Annotated in this window: 15 protein-coding genes; 3 read left to right on the forward strand and 12 right to left on the reverse strand. The window is 45.0% G+C overall.

Going from position 1 to position 18,459, the window contains the following annotated elements:
* On the forward strand, positions 1-267 hold a 267-nt coding region (locus tag BT112_RS17005), incomplete at its 5' end, for a transposase (RefSeq protein ID WP_139276289.1).
* A gap of 149 nt (positions 268-416) precedes the next feature.
* On the opposite strand, the gene tssD is transcribed toward BT112_RS17005, so the two are convergent.
* The 3 genes from tssD to BT112_RS17020 all read right to left on the reverse strand — a co-directional run bounded on the left by tssD (position 417) and on the right by BT112_RS17020 (position 2,599).
* Positions 417-803, reverse strand: coding sequence for a type VI secretion system tube protein TssD (gene tssD, locus BT112_RS17010; RefSeq protein ID WP_072318617.1), 387 nt, complete (start codon positions 801-803; stop codon positions 417-419).
* Between the two features lie 278 nt (positions 804-1,081).
* The gene (gene fabD, locus BT112_RS17015; RefSeq protein ID WP_072318619.1) at positions 1,082-1,957 is read right to left on the reverse strand and encodes an ACP S-malonyltransferase; all 876 of its coding nucleotides are present in this window, start codon (positions 1,955-1,957) and stop codon (positions 1,082-1,084) included.
* 105 nt (positions 1,958-2,062) lie between these two features.
* A complete protein-coding gene (locus tag BT112_RS17020; RefSeq protein WP_072318621.1) occupies positions 2,063-2,599 on the reverse strand; it encodes a gamma carbonic anhydrase family protein in 537 nt (178 codons plus the stop codon).
* Between the two features lie 211 nt (positions 2,600-2,810).
* On the opposite strand from BT112_RS17020, the gene BT112_RS17025 reads away from it, so the two are divergent.
* Positions 2,811-3,716 (forward strand): NifU family protein, encoded by a 906-nt coding sequence (locus tag BT112_RS17025; RefSeq protein ID WP_072318623.1) that lies wholly within the window; start codon positions 2,811-2,813, stop codon positions 3,714-3,716.
* Positions 3,717-3,809: 93 nt separating this feature from the next.
* On the opposite strand, the gene BT112_RS17030 is transcribed toward BT112_RS17025, so the two are convergent.
* Entirely contained in the window at positions 3,810-6,080 is a 2,271-nt protein-coding gene (locus BT112_RS17030) for an inorganic phosphate transporter (protein ID WP_072318625.1), read from the reverse strand.
* 406 nt (positions 6,081-6,486) lie between these two features.
* Here BT112_RS17030 and BT112_RS17035 point away from each other — a divergent pair, with 406 nt between their 5' ends.
* On the forward strand, positions 6,487-8,526 hold the full coding sequence (locus BT112_RS17035) for a thioredoxin domain-containing protein (protein ID WP_072318626.1): 2,040 nt from the start codon (positions 6,487-6,489) through the stop codon (positions 8,524-8,526).
* Positions 8,527-8,642: 116 nt separating this feature from the next.
* On the opposite strand, the gene tsaB is transcribed toward BT112_RS17035, so the two are convergent.
* The 8 genes from tsaB to BT112_RS17080 all read right to left on the reverse strand — a co-directional run bounded on the left by tsaB (position 8,643) and on the right by BT112_RS17080 (position 18,314).
* Positions 8,643-9,317: a tRNA (adenosine(37)-N6)-threonylcarbamoyltransferase complex dimerization subunit type 1 TsaB gene (gene tsaB / locus BT112_RS17040; RefSeq protein WP_072318627.1), complete on the reverse strand. Its 675-nt coding sequence runs from the start codon at positions 9,315-9,317 to the stop codon at positions 8,643-8,645.
* Between the two features lie 80 nt (positions 9,318-9,397).
* Positions 9,398-10,819, reverse strand: coding sequence for a TolC family protein (locus BT112_RS17045; RefSeq protein WP_072318635.1), 1,422 nt, complete (start codon positions 10,817-10,819; stop codon positions 9,398-9,400).
* A gap of 242 nt (positions 10,820-11,061) precedes the next feature.
* Positions 11,062-12,189, reverse strand: a complete 1,128-nt coding sequence (locus BT112_RS17055; protein ID WP_072318638.1) for an efflux RND transporter periplasmic adaptor subunit — start codon at positions 12,187-12,189, stop codon at positions 11,062-11,064.
* Between the two features lie 55 nt (positions 12,190-12,244).
* Positions 12,245-13,510 (reverse strand): ABC transporter permease, encoded by a 1,266-nt coding sequence (locus BT112_RS17060; RefSeq protein ID WP_072318639.1) that lies wholly within the window; start codon positions 13,508-13,510, stop codon positions 12,245-12,247.
* Between the two features lie 50 nt (positions 13,511-13,560).
* Positions 13,561-14,796 (reverse strand): ABC transporter permease, encoded by a 1,236-nt coding sequence (locus BT112_RS17065; protein WP_072318641.1) that lies wholly within the window; start codon positions 14,794-14,796, stop codon positions 13,561-13,563.
* Positions 14,786-15,490 (reverse strand): ABC transporter ATP-binding protein, encoded by a 705-nt coding sequence (locus tag BT112_RS17070; RefSeq protein WP_072318643.1) that lies wholly within the window; start codon positions 15,488-15,490, stop codon positions 14,786-14,788. Before BT112_RS17070 ends, BT112_RS17065 begins: the two co-directional genes overlap by 11 nt.
* A 150-nt stretch (positions 15,491-15,640) precedes the next feature.
* Positions 15,641-17,086: an anion permease gene (locus BT112_RS17075; RefSeq protein WP_072318718.1), complete on the reverse strand. Its 1,446-nt coding sequence runs from the start codon at positions 17,084-17,086 to the stop codon at positions 15,641-15,643.
* Positions 17,087-17,096: 10 nt separating this feature from the next.
* Positions 17,097-18,314: a porin family protein gene (locus BT112_RS17080; protein ID WP_139276290.1), complete on the reverse strand. Its 1,218-nt coding sequence runs from the start codon at positions 18,312-18,314 to the stop codon at positions 17,097-17,099.
* Positions 18,315-18,459 lie beyond the last annotated feature (145 nt).

An 18,459-nucleotide genomic window follows, 5' to 3' on the forward strand; every position in this document is an offset into this window, starting at 1 on the left:
TTATGTCATAAAACCAAAGGCAACCGGACCATCCAGAGAAACCATGAGCTAATACGGTTAAAGGCCAAGGCCAAAGCACTGTTGCTCTCAGAACAGGGCATTGCCCACCGAAAAAGGAGGTGCTGGGAGGTGGAGGCTGTCTTTGGGAATATAAAGCAGAATATGGGCTTCAAGCGCTTTATGCTCAGAGGACTGGATAAAGTGGAAACCGAAATAGGGCTTGTGGCTATGGCACACAATCTTAAAAAGGTTGGGTTAAGGGCGTAATCCCACAACTTCTATTAACTCATTAACTTTTTAACACGCAACTCTTGCACCTTGTAGGTTGAAAGCAAGAAAATAGCCTAAATATAAAAAGACCGCCTAAAACTTTTTAGACGGCCTCGTTTTTTTTTTAATATCAACGGTAAGACCTCTTACACCCATTGATTAACATGCTCACCACCTCCGCAGGAAAGTTCCCTACAGGATATGGTAAACGTCTCCGTTAAAGGGTTATAGCCGGAAGCATCGAAGTTTTCCCTGTATTTCACCAGGTAACCTTCTACGAAATTCACTTCTTTCAGTTTGGCATCCGTTTCCCGTTTGATAAACGTGATCGTCCCGTTTTTGCGTTCGAAATTATTGGTCATCCACTCGAAAAAGAAAGAATCTCCCGTAGACTCTACAGTCAGATTGATCCTCCCTCCGCGTGTCACCGATGAAGGGCGACCTGTAGCATCCACTTCCTGAGCCAGGTCGTAATTGACGTTCAGAATATTCACCTGCTTGCCGCCAACGTTTAAAATAGCCTTAAATGACATAATACCTAAAATTTTAGAGATAAGGTTAACAACTAAAATACCGAATCAAAGAATAAATATAAAGATGCAATATATTAAAGACCTTTATATTATGCAATAGCTCCGATATATTTACCTGCTTCCGGCACAGTTGCATCCGGAAGAATCATTTGCATTCGACTACACCATATTTTTGGTCTCCGATGCCGTTTATACATAAAAAAACCCGGAGAGAAGCTACCCTGGCCAGCTTTTTCTCCGGGAATAATACTGTTGTTATATAAGGTAACCGCTTGTTTTTATGCAGAGGTCACTTCGGTATTTCTGTCTATTTTTTTTACCAGTCCCTGGAGTACTTTCCCCGGACCTACTTCGGTAAACAGGGTTGCCCCATCGGCTATCATGTGCTGAATGCTCTGCGTCCATTTTACGGGTGCAGTAAGCTGTGCTATAAGATTTTTTTTGATCTCATCACCGTTTGTAACCGCCGTAGTGGTGACGTTCTGATAGATGGGGCAAGCAGGAGTGCTGAACGTTGTACGTTCAATGGCTGCAGCAAGTTCTTCCCGTGCAGGCTCCATCAGCGGGGAATGAAATGCTCCACCCACAGGCAACACCAATGCCCTTCTGGCCCCTGCTTCTTTCAGGGCTTCACAAGCCTTGTTCACTGCTTCGACATCTCCGGAAATCACCAATTGGCCGGGACAGTTATAATTTGCGGCCACGACGGTACCTTCGGTCTCTTCGCATACCTTTTCAACCACAGCATCTTCCAGGCCAAGCACGGCAGCCATGGTACTGGGCTGTAATTCACAGGCTTTCTGCATGGCCATAGCACGTTGTGACACCAGTTTCAGACCGTCTTCAAAACCAAGGGTACCGTTAGCTACCAATGCAGAGAGCTCTCCGAGCGAGTGCCCGGCTACCATATCGGGTTTAAACGATGCTCCCAGTGTTTTACTAAGAATAACGGAGTGCAGGAAAACCGCGGGCTGGGTAACTCTGGTCTGTTTCAGATCTTCATCCGAACCTTTGAACATAATATCGGTAATCGAAAAGCCGAGAATATCATTGGCTACTTCAAAAAGTTCCCGGGCTGTTTCCGACTGTTCGTACAGGTCGGCTCCCATTCCTGAAAATTGTGCCCCCTGGCCGGGGAATATGTATGCATTCATAAAAATTCGTATTTATTGGGGACAAAAATAGTAAAATGTTTATTGGCAGCCCGAAACCCGACGATTTATTCGGATCACAACACGGAAGGCTTGCCCTAAAACATATCAACCTTCATGATCCTCTTCCCGTTCTTCTTTAAACCAACCGGAATATTTCACATAGTTATCGGCAATGCGGTTTATTTCTCCCGAAATAAGTTCGGCACTGATATCTTTTACCTTTCGTGCAGGAACGCCGGCATAAATACTTCCGGCTTCCACATGGGTATTCTGTGTAACTACGGCCCCTGCCGCTATAATACTATTCGACTCTATCACACAATCGTCCATTACAATACTCCCCATACCTATAAGCACGTTGTCCTGCACCGTACAGCCATGTACGATAGCGTTGTGCCCGATAGAGACATTGTTACCGATAGTGGTCGGGGATTTCCGGTATGTCGCATGGATCACTGCCCCATCCTGTACATTGACCTTATTTCCCATTTTTATATAGTGTACGTCCCCACGAATGACCGCATTGAACCATACGCTGCACTGGTCGCCCATTTCGACGTCACCCACAATAACCGCATTTTCGGCGATATAGCAATCCGCCCCCATACGAGGCTCTTTTCCGTTTATTTTTTTCAGGATCATTTTTGATGAATTTAAAAATCAAAATTACAAAAAACACGGCGTGCTTTATCGCTGTGCCCGACATTGGGCTGCTTTTGCGGTGAAAATATAAAAGCACCGGAACAACCACCTCCCTTACCGATGAAGTACTGACCCCCAAAACAGTAGAGGTTCTGACTTTAACATACATTTGTCATATCTTATACGTAACTTTGCCCCAAAATTGAAAATCATGGAAAATACCACTATACAGATAAAGGCCACCAACAACCCGGCCATCATCAAATTCGAAGCAGACCGTTTCCTGACGGAGCATAAAAGTTTTGAATACAGAAACATAGACGATGCGAAAAACTCACCGCTGGCCCAGCAGTTGTTTTACCTGCCGTTTGTAAAAACCGTATTTATTTCCGGAAATTTCGTAGCCGTTGAGCGTTACAACATCGTGGAATGGGAAGAAGTACAAAACGAAGTCGCCGAGCAGATAACGCGCTACATCAACAGCGGCCACCCGGTAATTAAAACAGACGAGGGCGGTAAAAAGCTACCTTATACGGTTTATGCGGAAAGTACGCCGAACCCGTCGGTCATGAAATTCGTCGCCAACAAGCGACTGGTCATTTCTACTTTCGAATTCAAAAATATAGATGAAGCCAAGGATGCCCCACTGGCACAGGAACTTTTTCACTTTCCTTTTGTCAAAGAGGTATTTATGGATGAGAACTATATCTCCATCACCAAATACGACATTGCCGAATGGAATGATGTAACTATGGAAATCAGGGAGTTTATCCGTGTCTACCTCGAAGAGGGAAAAACGGTAGTAGCTGAAAATATCCGGGAGCAGAAAACCAATAAAAATACGGTCACTGATACACAGTATGCTGAAAATCTCAACGACACTTCAAAACAGATTATCGAGATTATAGAAGAATATGTCAAACCTGCCGTAGCGAGTGACGGGGGAAATATCCTCTTCGAATCGTATGATGAAGAAAGTAAAATCGTTAAACTGGTGCTGCAAGGTGCATGCAGCGGTTGCCCTTCTTCGACATTCACGCTTAAAAACGGTATCGAAACCATGCTGAAAGAGATGATGCACGGCAAAGTCAACGAAGTGGTTGCCATCAACGGTTAAACACGCAACGCACTTTTACATAAAAATCCCGGATCTCTTTAATACTAAAGAAGTCCGGGATTTTTAATGTCGTTCCTGTCCGTATAACCAACACTACAGTACCGGAAACGATTTTTCTTTGACCTCCTTGTACTCCTGATAGAAATCGCGGAAGAGCTCTAACAGGTTCATACTGGCTGTAATCAGGTCCTTCGTCTCCAGCAACAGTCCAAAATATAGTTTTGTATTCTTCGGGCTGGTTTCCGTAGTTCGTATCCTGTCTATCTGTTTCTGAATGAGATTGGAAACACGATCAAACAATTCCTGTTTTTCTTCCAGGATTTTATCGATATCTTTAAAAGACTCTTTGTCGAAGGTATATTTAATCTTGTCGAACAAGATCTGTAGATCATTATCTATTCCTTTGAGATCCCTGATCTGGTTGAATTTGAGATTTTTGTGGTTATTATTGACATGTGAATAACTGTTTTTCACAATATAACCGATAGATTGTACCATATCCTGGAGGTTATCCAGCACGAGAATATAAAATTTACTCGCTTCTATAGAAGATTCATCGAGAGACTTTATAAAATAGAACAGTTCTCCTTTCAGTTCATCGACCTCATCTTCGAGCTTCCTCAGGGTCTTTTTATTCTTTTTGAGTTTTTTCAATTCCTGTAACCCCAGGTTATCTACCACTTCACTGTAGAGCTTGTTGGTCTTACCGATAACTTTGGAAATATGGTGTGAGCTGTCGTTTACGATTTCGTGGATCGTGATAATATCTTCCGTGCGCAACTTGCGCTTTTCTTCTTCTTCACGGGCTTTTCTGGCATGTATCCTGGAACTCCTGTAGAGCAACACAGCGGATACGATCAGTAATCCTACAAAAGCCACGATCCCTCCGATTGTTAAGAGATAAGCGATAATAGCCGCCGAAAAGAAAGCTACTATAGCCGTTAAGAACCATCCGCCGATTACATTGAGCACACCGGCCACACGGTAAACAGCACTCTCCCGATCCCAGGCCCGGTCGGCAAACGAAGTACCCATGGCCACCATAAAGGTTACATAGGTTGTGGAAAGCGGGAGTTTCAGGGATGTCCCTATAGATATCAGTATACTGGCAACCATGAGGTTTACGGAAGCCCTGACCATATCGAAAGCTGGGGCATCCTTCTTCTTACGTTTGGTTTCCGGCTGCTCGAACTGCTTATCTATTTTCAGCTGAATGGACTTGGGCAGAAAATAGTTTATCCCCATCCCTGCATATACGGATGTTCTTACGATAAAACGGGAAAGGGTATTGGGAGAGAATTTTTCCGCACCGTCTCCCTGACGGGCCAGGTCTACACCGGTTGCAATAACATCACGGGCTTTTTTGGAAGTCCACAGTGTGATCACCATGATAATACCGGCAAACAACAGGAAATAAAACGGCGCTACGATCTCCCCGCTGGCCAACTCACCCATTAAATAGCTATCGGCAGGCATTCCGGAATTTATAAAGAACCCATAGGATTGATAAGCGGCTATCGGCACCCCGATAAAGTTTACCAGGTCATTCCCCGCAAATGCCATAGCAAGTGCAAATGTACCGATGATTATGATCATCCGAAGGATATTGACCTTGAAAACACTCATCAGCACCTGTGACAAAACAGTCCAGAACACAAAACTTATCCCGATAATGAGCAACTGATTGTTCTTGATCCAGACCGCCACTTCTTCGGGCACAAAGGAAACTCCTTTCAATCCTTTTACCAACATGAAAAAAGTGATCGCTGTGATGGCCAGTCCGCCAAAAATAGCTCCTATATATTTTACCTTTTTCTCAAACTGAAACGTAAAAACAAGTCTCGACACATACTGCACCAGCGCTCCTACAGAAAAAGACAAGGCTACGGAAAGCAGTATGCTCACCACAATCTGTGTGGCTTTGGCCGTATTAATATATTCGCCAAGGGTAGCCATATCTCCATCCTGGACCACAATCTTATATATGGCCAGACAGACAGCGGCCCCGAGAAGTTCAAATACAATAGATACTGTTGTGGATGTGGGAAGCCCTATAGAATTAAAGACATCAAGCAAAAGAATATCCGATATCATGACCGCCATAAAAATAATCATCACATCGTTGAAAGTAAACATCCCCGGCACGAAAATACCACTACGGGCAATCTCCATCATCCCACTCGAAAACAATGCTCCGCAGGCTATCCCGACACTGGCAACAATCATGATGGTCCTCATTGAAACTGCCTTGGATCCTATAGCCGAATTTAAAAAGTTAACTGCATCATTACTGACCCCGACAACCAAATCTGTTATGGCTAACAGCGCCAGGGCTATCAGCATTACCATATACACCTGTTCCATACGTATTTTTTACAGACGCAAAAGTCCGTTAACTTAATTAAAATAACGTTAATTTAATGTTACCAAAATATTACGCACATGTTTATAACGGTTTCTTAATCTACAATTTAAGTAAATTTATTTTAACATCCACGCAAAATATCTCAATCCAAACATAATCAAACAATTAACAAAGCTACCAAATCCTGCCTTTTCAGCGAAGAAAAAACCGGTTTTCCGGTTTTTCGGTTCCGGGATCACACATTTCCGTGTTGCTACGAAAACATTAATGCTTCCGCACCTACCGGGTTATGTCGTATTGTAAGGCTCCGGAACACAGCAGGACATTTTTTTATTTTATTTTTGATACGGAAAGGGGCTACCCTCCTTTATAGCAATACCGGAAAACCCGCTAAAACACTACATCATGTCACATCATTATACCAACAGGCTTATCCGTGAAACCAGTCCATACCTGTTACAGCATGCGCACAACCCTGTGGACTGGCACCCCTGGAAACCGGAAACACTGGATACAGCTATCGCGGAAAACAAACTGATGCTGATCAGTATAGGATATGCGGCCTGTCACTGGTGCCATGTTATGGAGCACGAATGTTTCGAAGACCCGGAAGTCGCCGCTGTAATGAACAAGCAGTACGTCAGTATCAAAGTGGACCGGGAAGAACGTCCGGACGTGGACCAGGTTTATATGAACGCCCTGCAACTCATGACCGGACAGGGTGGCTGGCCCCTGAATATCGTAGCTCTTCCCGACGGCAGGCCTGTCTGGGGTGGCACGTATTTCCCGAAAGACCGGTGGATATCGGCCCTGTCCCAAATACAGAAACTCTTCCTGGAACAACCGGAAAAACTTCGTGAATATGCCGACAATATGGAGAAAGGTCTTCACAACCTGGAAACGGTGATATTGCGAGAAGACGATACACCTTTCTCTTTAGGCCGGGCAGCAGCCATTACGGACCGGTGGAAACAACGTTTCGATCACATTCATGGCGGTACCGGGAGCGCCCCGAAGTTTATGATGCCCTCTAACCTGGCATTTCTCCAGCATTACACTTATGTACAGCCCGACAATGAACTTAAAGACTTCCTGAACCTTACACTTACTAAAATAGCGTATGGCGGTATTTATGACCACATCGGAGGCGGGTTTTCCCGCTATGCTGTCGATGCGAAATGGCATGTCCCCCATTTCGAAAAAATGCTGTACGACAACGGACAACTGGTCAGTGTATACGCCAATGCCTATGCCGTCGCCGGAATAACGACTTACAAAAACATAGTCTACGAAACCCTCGATTTTGTCCGGAGATCACTTACCGGTCCCGAAGGAACCTTTTATGCCTCCCTGGATGCCGACAGTCTCAATACCAATGGTATTTCCGAAGAAGGCGCTTTCTATACCTGGACGTATAAAGAACTGGAAGCGGCTATCAGAGAAGATTTTCCCGTATTCTGCGATTACTTTAACATCAACAGTTACGGCTTGTGGGAAGATGGAAAATACGTGCTGATCCGTACGCTGCCGGAAAAAGAAATTGCCGAGAAACATCATCTCAGCGAAAGCATACTGGCAGAAAAGGTTTTACGATGGAAATCGATGCTGTTAAAACTGCGTGACCAAAGGGCCCTTCCGCAACGGGATGATAAAGTACTAACTTCGTGGAACGCCATCATGCTCAAAGGATATACCGACGCCTACAAAGTCTTCGGGGAACCTGAATTTCTGGAAATTGCACTGAAAAACGCCCGTTTTCTCACCACAAAACAGATGGATGCCAGCGGTAGGCTTTACCGGAATTATATGAACGGAAAAAGTACTATTCCTGCATATCTTGAGGACTATGCCACACTTATCGGGGCGCTCCTCAGCCTGCACGAAGCAACCCTGGATGCACAATGGTTACAGACCGCCAAAAAACTTACCGATTATGTATTCCGGCATTTTTTTGATCCGTCCAGCAGTATGTTTTTCTTTACTTCGGATAAAGATGTACCGCTGATCACCCGGAGTATTGAAAAGTCGGATAATGTTATTCCTTCCTCCAACTCCGTTATGGCAGAGAACCTGTTCCTGTTGTCCCGGCACTTCAATGACAAACGTTATCTCGAAACCGCCCGGCAGATGCTCCGCAACATGATGCCTGCCATAGAGGAATACCCTTCTTTCCACACCAACTGGCTACGGGTATTTCTTTTACACTCCGTAAATTTCTATGAAGTGGCCGTTTCCGGAAAAGACGCCTTAAAAAAAGCGACGGAACTCAACCGGTATTACCTGCCGGGAAAACTGCTCACAGGCGCGGATAAAGCATCGGGGTTACCATTGCTTCAAAACAGGTATGTAACAGGCAAAACCTTGTTTTATATCTGTAAAAACATGGCCTGTAATCTGCCCGTCACACAGACAGAAGAGGTCCTTGCAGAGCTCAGCGAAAAATAAACCATGGGAATATTTGGTAAAAACGGACATGTTCATCGGTCAGGAAAATTTGCGCAACAAACTGTATTCGCCCATTACGCTTAGCAGGAAACACCTCAGCAACCCCAAACATGATCTCACGTTTTTTTTCGGGTCACGACAAAATCTTTCAGGTAATACGGTTCGAAATAGGCTACATCCTCAAATTCATTTTTGCGGAACCTTTGTTCGGCAAAGCCTGTCATTCCGGAAGCGGAAGGAACTTCTGTATCTTCGGGAAAGACCGCGTGAACGTGGCGGATCACTTCCCTGCATTTCTCCGTACCGTTACCCGTGAAGTAAACTTTCCCTTTTTCGAGCCATTCGATAAAGGAATGTTCATCAACGATCTCGGCCCTGGTTTCCCCGACGGGTTGATGATCTTTGTCATACACCGCAGCATATACTTCCATTCGCCTTGCATCGAGCAGCGGAAGAATAAAACCTTCGTCTATCGTGTAACGGGAAGTAAGCACCTGCAAGGTAGGAATGGCTATCAGGGGTTTATCGAGAGCATAGCACAATCCCTTGGCTGTAGAAACCCCGATACGCAGCCCCGTATACGATCCGGGGCCCATACTTACGGCTACCGCATCTATATCCTGGAGCGCCATGGCCGCTTCTTCCATAACATCACGGATAAATACATGAAGGTTTTCGGAATGTGAATAATTCACATCATCCTGCTCTTTCAGGACCAGGACTTCCCCGTCCTTTGCAAGGCAGACGGAACAGTTGGTCGTGGAGGTTTCGATATTTAAAATGACGGCCACAGTAATACAAAGTTTACAATCGTAAAACTACGATTCGGTTTTTATGCAAAGCTAAGGCCTGCGATCGAAAAACGGAAATCCTAAAGTTCATCCAGCGGAATTCCGAAATAGAATTCGAGAACCTTCAGTTTAAAGATATAGTCGTATTTTGTCCGTACAAATTCTGCTTCGGCATTATCCACTCTCGATTGTGCCTGTGCAAAATCGAAACTGTTCATCAATCCTACATTAAAGCGTTCCCGCGCATAATTATACGCTCCCTGCCTTGCTTCGAGAGCTTTCCCCGCCGCTTCGTAACTTTTGTATGCGGCACGCGTATCGTTCCAGGCCTGGTGAATAGCATTGTCCAGATCGAGTTTATCCTGCTCCAATTGGTTTTTGGAACGTTCTACATTGACCTGGTTTCTTTTTACACTGTTCTTCGCAGAAAAGCCGTTGAGCACCGGAATATTGAGCTGTAATCCGTAAGAGTGACCATCATTTTGTGTCCATTGCCGGAAGAATGGCAGCGGTCCTCGTATGGCACTGATTTCGCGGGACGTCACCACCTGTTCTTCGGTAGACGGTACAAGGCCTATAGGAATAAGTTCAAAATCGCCTGTCCCCACAATCCGGTCCTGATAAGATATCCTGGTATCGTAACCGTAAAACGCAGACAGGGTGGGTAATAATGCCCCTTTTGCTATATCCAGATCCTTTTCCGCAAGGGCTACGTTTGCTTCGGAAAACTTGATGTCGTTTCGGAACGTAAGTGCCTTATTGTAAATGGTCCGGGGTGAATTCTCCAGAATGTCAGATTCGGGCAGCATAAAATCTTCATCTGCTACATCGAAATTATCATAATCATCGATAAGGAGCAATTGTGCAAGTGCAATTCTGGACAGCCGTAATTCGTTTTCGGCATTTACGATCTGTTGCTCCTGCGTCGCCGCCGTAGCTTCTATTTCAAGCAGGTCCCCTTTGGGTACGACCCCGGACTCTACCAGCTCTTCTGTCTTTTTCAGGTCCTGTTCCGTCACGGCGTACTGCGACCTTGCTACTTCGAGGTTTTCACGACTGAAAAGCACCTGGAGATATCCGTTGGCTACGGAAAGTGATATATCATCTTTCATGTCGGCCAGTTTGTACCTGTTGGCCAGGATACTGAGGTTGGCCCGCCGGAGGGTATTGACATTCTGTAATCCCTTAAAGATATCTACCCTTACGGCTCCCTGCAACGAGGTAAACTGTGTGGTCTGGTTTTCCAGCAGACCTGTAGTGATATTCTGGTTTAATCCTATATTCCAGGAGTGAGACATCCCAACGTTTAATGTCGGAAGAAAGTTTCCTATTGCATCCGATTTGTTAATACGCGCATCTTCGGTATCCAACTCGGTTTGTCTGACACTTATGTTGTGCTTCAGGGCATATTCGATACACGATTCCAGGGTCCATTTTTTGGCCTGGGCATGTGCAAAACATGTGGTTAAGAGAAAAGTGAGCAGTACAATTCTTGTTTTCATAAGGGTTAAAATTGTTTTTTGGTTTTGTCGGGGCTCCTGCCTTCGGTGCCCGGTATTCCTACCTCATCCGCTCCCGGTGTTCCACAGGAATGCCAGATTTTACATCTCTTCTGACTGCGGAATGTACTTGAGGGGTGTATTTTTGTACCGAACGGCAAGCGGCACGAATTTACATTATTTTTATAAATGTCAGTCTTCATCCGAAGCTTTTTAGCACCATTCCGCCCGATCGTAAGTATTTTTTACCTGTTTGACGCATCTTTTTTCACCGCTTCGGTTTTGTTCCAGATCTTGATTTTATCATTTTCGGATATTCCCGAAACGATCTCTATATTCAATCCGTCTGATATCCCGGTCTCTACATCTCTTCGCTCAAACTTCTGATCGCCTGTTTCTACTTCCACGTAAGGCTTTTCCGTTTCCCTGTCAAACTGCAACAGCGCTTCCTTTATGGCAAGTACATCTTCCTTTTTATCGAGTATCAGGGAAGCATTGGCACTATAACCGGCCCTGATAAAATAGCCGTCCTCCATAAATACATCGGCCTCGATCTTGAACTGAACAACACCCGAAGTCGTTTCTTCCTCTTCATTCCATTTGGGAGCAACGAATTTCAGTTCTCCCCGGAACTCCTTATCCGGAATAGCTCCGAAACTGATAGTGAGCGGTTCTCCTACCTTCAGTTTTCCCACTTCGGCTTCATCGACCATACCTTCGAATATCATTTTCGACAGGTCGGCAATACTCGCAATGGTAGTACCATCGTTAAAATTATTACTTTCTATAACCTGATCTCCGATTTTTACGGGGATCTCCAGTACCGTACCGGCAATAGTAGCCTTTACATTGGTATTGGCACTTGTAGAGCCTCCGGCAGAACCGAGTCTGATGATCTGAAGATCGCTTTCGGCATTGGACAGCTCCTGTTTGGCCTGGTTATAGGTAAGTTCTATAGTATTGAATTCCTGGGAGGATATTACGCCTTTATCGACCAGTATTTTATTTCTGTCGTATTCTATTTTGGCATTGCCGAGCGCTATCTTGGCATTGCTTACTCTTCCCCTGGCCGTGTTCAGTGTCTGTTCGTTGGGCACCACCTTGATCTTAGCGATCAGGTCTCCGGCCTGTAACTGATCTCCTTCTTCTACCAGGATCTCCCCGATGATACCGGATATCTGCGGTTTGATAGCCACCTCATCTTCGGGAATGACCTTTCCTGTTGCCACCGTTTTTTCTTCTATAGTGGTCCGGAAGGCGGTTTCGGTTTCATACGTAACAGGCGGTTTACTGTTGGATTTTATAAAGTATGCCGCTGCAAATAATGCTCCTATAATAAGAACACCTATTCCTATGTACTTTAAAACTTTCATCTATGACACTCTAAATTGGTTATTTATTTTCTGTTTATAATTTCTGTCTTTCGGTTTATTCCTCTCTCAGGGCATCGATCGGTTTAATACTTACTGCCCTTTGTGCCGGTATAAGCCCTATGAGAGTTCCTAACACAATCATAATAAAAAGGGCTCCCAGAATATAAGATATGGCTACGGTGGGATTGGTATACGGAAAACCTCCGTCGCCCTGAGTCAACACATTGAGAATGGCCAGCACCACCGCCCCCATGATAATCCCCAAGATTCCGGCGACCATGGTCAGGAAAACCGATTCCAATAGTATCTGCCCCCTTACTTCTGCAGGAGTAGCCCCCAATGCTCTTCGCACACCGAGCTCGCGGGTACGCTCTTTTACCGATATCAGCAATATATTTCCGATGGCTACTACCCCGGCTATGATCGTAGCCAATCCTACGAAAAGGGATAAGAAGTTGAGTCCTTTTGCAAAGCCAAAAAGCTTGGCAAAAGCTTCTCCGAGGTTAAAAGACCCGAATGCCCTTTCATCGTCCGGATGTACTTTATGCCGTTTTTTCAAAAGTTTTTTCACATCGCTTTCCAGACGTACTACATCCACGTCGTTATATGCCGCTATGGCCATCCAACCTACGTTTTCGCCGGTATTGAATATTTTCCGATAGGTGGTAAAAGGCAGCATCAGCGAATTGTCTCCTTCAAAATCTATATTTTCCGACTTTTTGTACACCCCGATCACCTGGAGATATACGTTATTGAGCTTGACATAGCTTCCTACGGGATCTTCATCTTTACTGAAGAGGTCATTGCGCACTCTTTCTCCTATGACACATACCCTCCGTTCTTTTTCCATATCCATTTCGTTCAGGAAACGGCCGCCTTCATAGATCTTCTTTTTAGAGATCTCATCGACGATAGGGTAATCCCCGAACACGGAATAATTCCCTGTCTTCATACCTCGGGACACCTGGGGTGGTGCACCTCCGAAAATACCCTGAACATTCCGCGGGGCGATAAACTGTATGCCGGGAAGCTTATTCTGAAGGTCTTCGATATCCCCCAGTTTTAACTGAACGGCCCGCCCTATCTTAAATCCTCCGTAGGGTATGCTGGTTCGTTGTGTCCATACGAACATACTGTTATTGGCGACACCCTGGAATTCCTTTTCAAAACCGTTGTCCAGTCCTTTTGTTGCACCCGACAAGGCGATATAGACAAATATTCCCCAGAGTACCCCGATAATCGTAATGATCGTACGCACCTTGTTCTTACGGATCGAACCGAATATTTCCTGCCACGTATCCCTGTCAAAAATAAACCGCATAGGGTATTGGTTTTATATTGTTCCGGTTACCGGCCACACCGGCAAACCTGCTATTCATCTCTTAACGCTACTATAGGTTTTACACTGGCTGCTCTCCGGGCAGGAATATATCCTGCAATCACCCCGAAAAATATAAGGATGAGGGTAGCCGATATCACCACATTCAATCCTACGCCGGGATTGGTTATAAAATAATCATCTTTGAAATTATTCCCGATGAGCTCCAGTAATCCCATCCCCATAATCAACCCGATGTATCCGGCGATCGTCGTAATAAAAATAGACTCCTGTAACACCAGGCCGATCACAGAAGCCGGTGTGGCCCCGAGGGCTTTACGGATACCGAGTTCCTTAGTCCTTTCCTTGACTACAAAAACCATAATGTTACTGATCCCGATGACCCCTGCGATCAATGTACCTATACCTACAAACAACACCACGAGTTGCAATACATTGGCAAACATCATATTCCTTTGCACAATATCTGCTGTATTACTGAGGTAAATGCCGTTCTGATCTTCCGGGGCTACCTTATGTTTATCCTTCAGGTACCTGTACAAACTGGCATCGAAAGCCATGGCCCCGGCATATCCGATTTCAGTTTTATAGGTCAGTACGATCTCGTCGATTTTGTCTGTTCCTTTATCCAGAAGTTGTCTGGTGGTGTAGGGCATGTAGATAAACCTTTCGTCATTGTCCCCGCCATCGTCCTGAAAAACACCGACCACCCGGTACATCACTCCTCCTATATCCATATACTTCCCGACTGCACTTTCCGATTTACCGAACAGGTCTATCTCCACCAGCCGTCCTATAACGACATGCTTGGCCCTGTCTTTTATATCTTTATCATTGAGATAGCGTCCTTTCATGATGATATTTTTCTCCACCTCATGATATGCGGGTGCTATAGCACGAACGCTGTATGTATTGGATTCTCCTTTGTAACTGGCCAGCAAACTTTTGGAAGAACGCGGAGTAATCTTATCGAGATACATGGCAAAATCTTTTTTGATATCTTCCATGTCGTCATTGCGGAATTCTATCCGCCTTCCTTTCTTAAAGCCTTGATAAGGCACACTGGTACTTCCGGGATATATGAAAAAGGTATTGGTAGCGTCTCCCATGAAAAACTCGTTGAATGTGTTTTTCAACCCATTCCCCATTCCGAAAAGCACGGTAAAGATCAATATCCCGAGGGCTACGGTAAACCCGGAAAGGAATGTCCGCAGTTTGTTTTTTCGTATAGTCTGAAATATTTCCTGCCAGCGGTCTCTACTGAACATATTGTGAAGCTCTTACCTGTTCTACAAAAGTATCTTCCACTATTACGCCGTCTTTGAGATGGACGATCCGTTTACACATTTGAGCGATATCAGGTTCATGGGTCACTACCAGTATGGTTTTACCTTCATCGTTAATTTCCTGAACAAGTTCCATTATCTCGTAAGATGTTTTGCTGTCCAATGCACCGGTCAGCTCATCGGCCAGGAGTACCTTGGGTTCTGCCGCAAGTGCCCTCGCTATGGCCACACGTTGTTTTTGTCCTCCGGAGAGCTCGCTCGGCAGGTGGTCTGCCCATTGTTTCAGCCCAACTTTTTCGAGATACTTCAGGGCCTTCTCCTGCCGGTCCTTACGATTGACTTTCTGGTAATACAACGGAAGCGCTACATTTTCGATAGCGGTTTTATAATTGATGAGGTTGAAAGACTGAAAAATAAATCCGAGAAATTTGTTACGGTACTTGGCAGCTTTCGTTTCGTTGAGATTCTTAATAGGCACCCCGTCCAGCAGATACTCGCCCGTATCAGCCTCGTCGAGCATTCCGAGAATGTTGAGAAAAGTCGATTTCCCGGAGCCCGAAGACCCCATAATTGCTACGAGTTCTCCTTCTTTTATGGATAAATTAAGCCCTTTTAAAACATGGAGGGAATTACTCCCCATCCGGTAGGACTTATGCAAGTCTTTGATCTCTATCATATCCGGTAAGCTGATTTTTTTGGTAATGTACTGATAAAATATCTTTTAGTATGTAAAAAATACAGCAATTCATAGTACTTTACAATCATTTGACGCTATAACGCCGGATTTGTTACAGCATAAGCACAAAAAAAATGTTAAAATCGTATGCTACCACAGTCCGAGCACTTTCCACCAGGCTCCACCTATAATAAAAAATATGAACAGGTAAACCATGCTTAACAAAAAGCCGTCTTTCCACCATTGGTTGACGGTTACATAACCGCTTCCGTAAAGAATGGGAGCGGGCCCGTGTCCGTAATGGGTCAGTGTCCCGAAAATACCGCCGCAGAATCCGAGAAAAAGAGCAAGCATATCGGGCGGAACCCCAACGGCTACCCCAACGGAAAGCATGGCGTAGTACAATGCTGCAACGTGTGCCGTAGCACTGGCAAACATATAGTGCAGGTAATAATAAATGAGGATGATAATGGGAAAGGCATAGTACCAGGACATTCCCGAAATCGAATCCTTAATATTTTCGGAAAGCCATGGAATAAAACCCAGCTTTGCCAGAAAGCTCGCCATCATAACCAGGGAAGAAAACCATACTACGGTATCCCAGGCTCCTTTTTCGCTTTTTACATCTTCCCAGGTCAGTACCCTGGTCAGAAGCAGGAAGCACAATCCTAACAGTGCGGTAGTTGTAGCATCGATATGTACGGTTTCACCGAAAATCCATAAAAAAAGTAAAATGAGAAACGCAACGATCATAATCCATTCCTCTGGTTTCATCTTCCCCATTTCACGGAGTTTTTGCCTGGCCAGCTCCGGGGCATCGCCGGTATTTTTGAGATCGGGAGGACTCACCTTATACAACACATAGGGCATTACCATAAGGCAAAGCAGACCGGGAACCAGTGCAGCAACAGCCCAGCTCCCCCAGGAGATACTGATACCCAGATCAGCAGCAAATTTCTGTGCCATGGGATTACTTGCCGTCCCGGTAAGAAACATCGTCGAGGTAATAAGGTTGGCATTATATGTACTCAGTGTCAGAAATGTTCCGGCCTTTTTGTTCGTTTCAGGTTTGGCAGCATCGGATCCCAGGCTCATGGCTACGGATTTCATGATCGGATAGATAATACCACCTGATCTCGCGGTATTGCTCGGCACTGCCGGAGCGAGCAGAAGATCGGCCAGATTGAGTCCGTAAGCGAGTCCGAGGGTACTGCGACCGAACTTCTGTACAAAGAAATAGGCTATCCTCGCCCCCAGACCGGTTTTTATGAATCCCCTGGCTATAAAAAAGGCCATTCCGATAAGCCATATAATGGAATTCCCGAACCCGCTCAGTGCATTGACAATACTGTCTTTTGCCGGATTGACCGAATCTTCCGGAGCCAGAACGGTGGAAAACGCACTCAGTGCAATCCCCAGCATGGCCATGGTCCCCATAGGAGCAGCCTTGGTAATAATTCCCATAATGACAAAGACGAAAATACCGAAGAGGTGCCACGCATTTTCTTTTAATCCTTCCGGTACGGGAATAAACCAGAGTATGATCCCCACTGCCGAAGAAAGGGCCAGCATCTTGTAATTCAATTCTGTTTTCATAATATAACAATTAAAAAGCGACCTGGAACTGTGCAATGATCTGGTTATTATCGTAAGTCCTGGTATCGGGAATATTCCGGTCGAAATGATTGATAACGCCCACCAGAGAAAACTTAGCGGCATACACTCCCGAAAAGATAACACTTGCCATGGGAATGTAGGCGTATCTCGAGTTGTCCATAATCAGCGTATTGCTATCGAGATATTCATGTCTGAAACTGAATTCAAGAGCCCTGATCCGCGGTTTATTGATTTTGTAACGTAAACGGGACAGGGCATATATGCCGTGCATGCGGAAATCTCCCAGAGCGGGATTTTCCAATGTCGTACTGCGGTAATCGTTGAAATTTGTTCCGTTTTTATACTCCACATTCATATCAAAGTCCCAGGCATCTGTAAGGTCGTACCGCAACCTGGCATCAGCTCCATATGCATTGCCCTGCTGTCCGTCTAACCGGGCCAATCCCCCGTTGATCCCCAGCGAAAGCTGGGGAATTACATTGTATTCCAAACGCAGGGTGTAATTTTTAGAATTGTCATTATCCCATGGCTGGTTCCGGTTGTTCCCGTTATAGATAGTCAGGTAATAATAAAACGGGATATTCTTTTCCATCAGCGAACCATAAACAGCAGCTCCTATCTGGAAACTCTGCCACCCGTTGCTCCCGAACAGGGTATACTGATTGGACCAGGTATAAGAATTGTTCAGTTGAAAAGGATGCAGGTCTTCTATACCAAAATAAGGACGGAACTGTCCTAACTGTATATTAAGATAGGGATTGTGTGCATATTTCACAAAAGCATTTTCCAGGACTTTGGATGTCGGATCGTTTTTAAACTCGGCCAGGTTGACCAGGATAGAAGCACTTATTTTATCGTTGATATTAAAGTTGGTCTGCATCCTGACATACTGCATTTCAAAGGAATTGGTCACGACATTGACCTCCGGATCGGAAAAATGCATCCCCGCGGTATTGATATCGTCATCGAGAGAAACCACATACCGCCCAACCACCAGGGCTTTGAACTGAAATCCACGTTTATATTCGGAATAATCGTCTATAGGATTGTCTGCCTGAGCGTTTGTCAGAGATATGCCCCCGAGGATGAGGATACACGCAAAATATAAATGTAAGGCTCCGGAGCTGAGAAAACACTGAAAATAAGACTGTAAGGGCATGGGTAGTTGTTGTTCGTCGGGACATACGACTAATAATCCAGAACGCATACTTTCTCCCGCACAAAGACAATGTTACCCTCTCATTTGCTATTCCTGTAGCAGATACCCCGTGGTGATTTCTCCTTAAAGTTAAGATATAATCTATAACGCCGCAAGCCTGACCTTTCTTTTTTTGTAGAAAAAACATTACACA

This window comes from Sinomicrobium oceani (assembly GCF_900119185.1).
Lineage (GTDB): Bacteria > Bacteroidota > Bacteroidia > Flavobacteriales > Flavobacteriaceae > Sinomicrobium > Sinomicrobium oceani.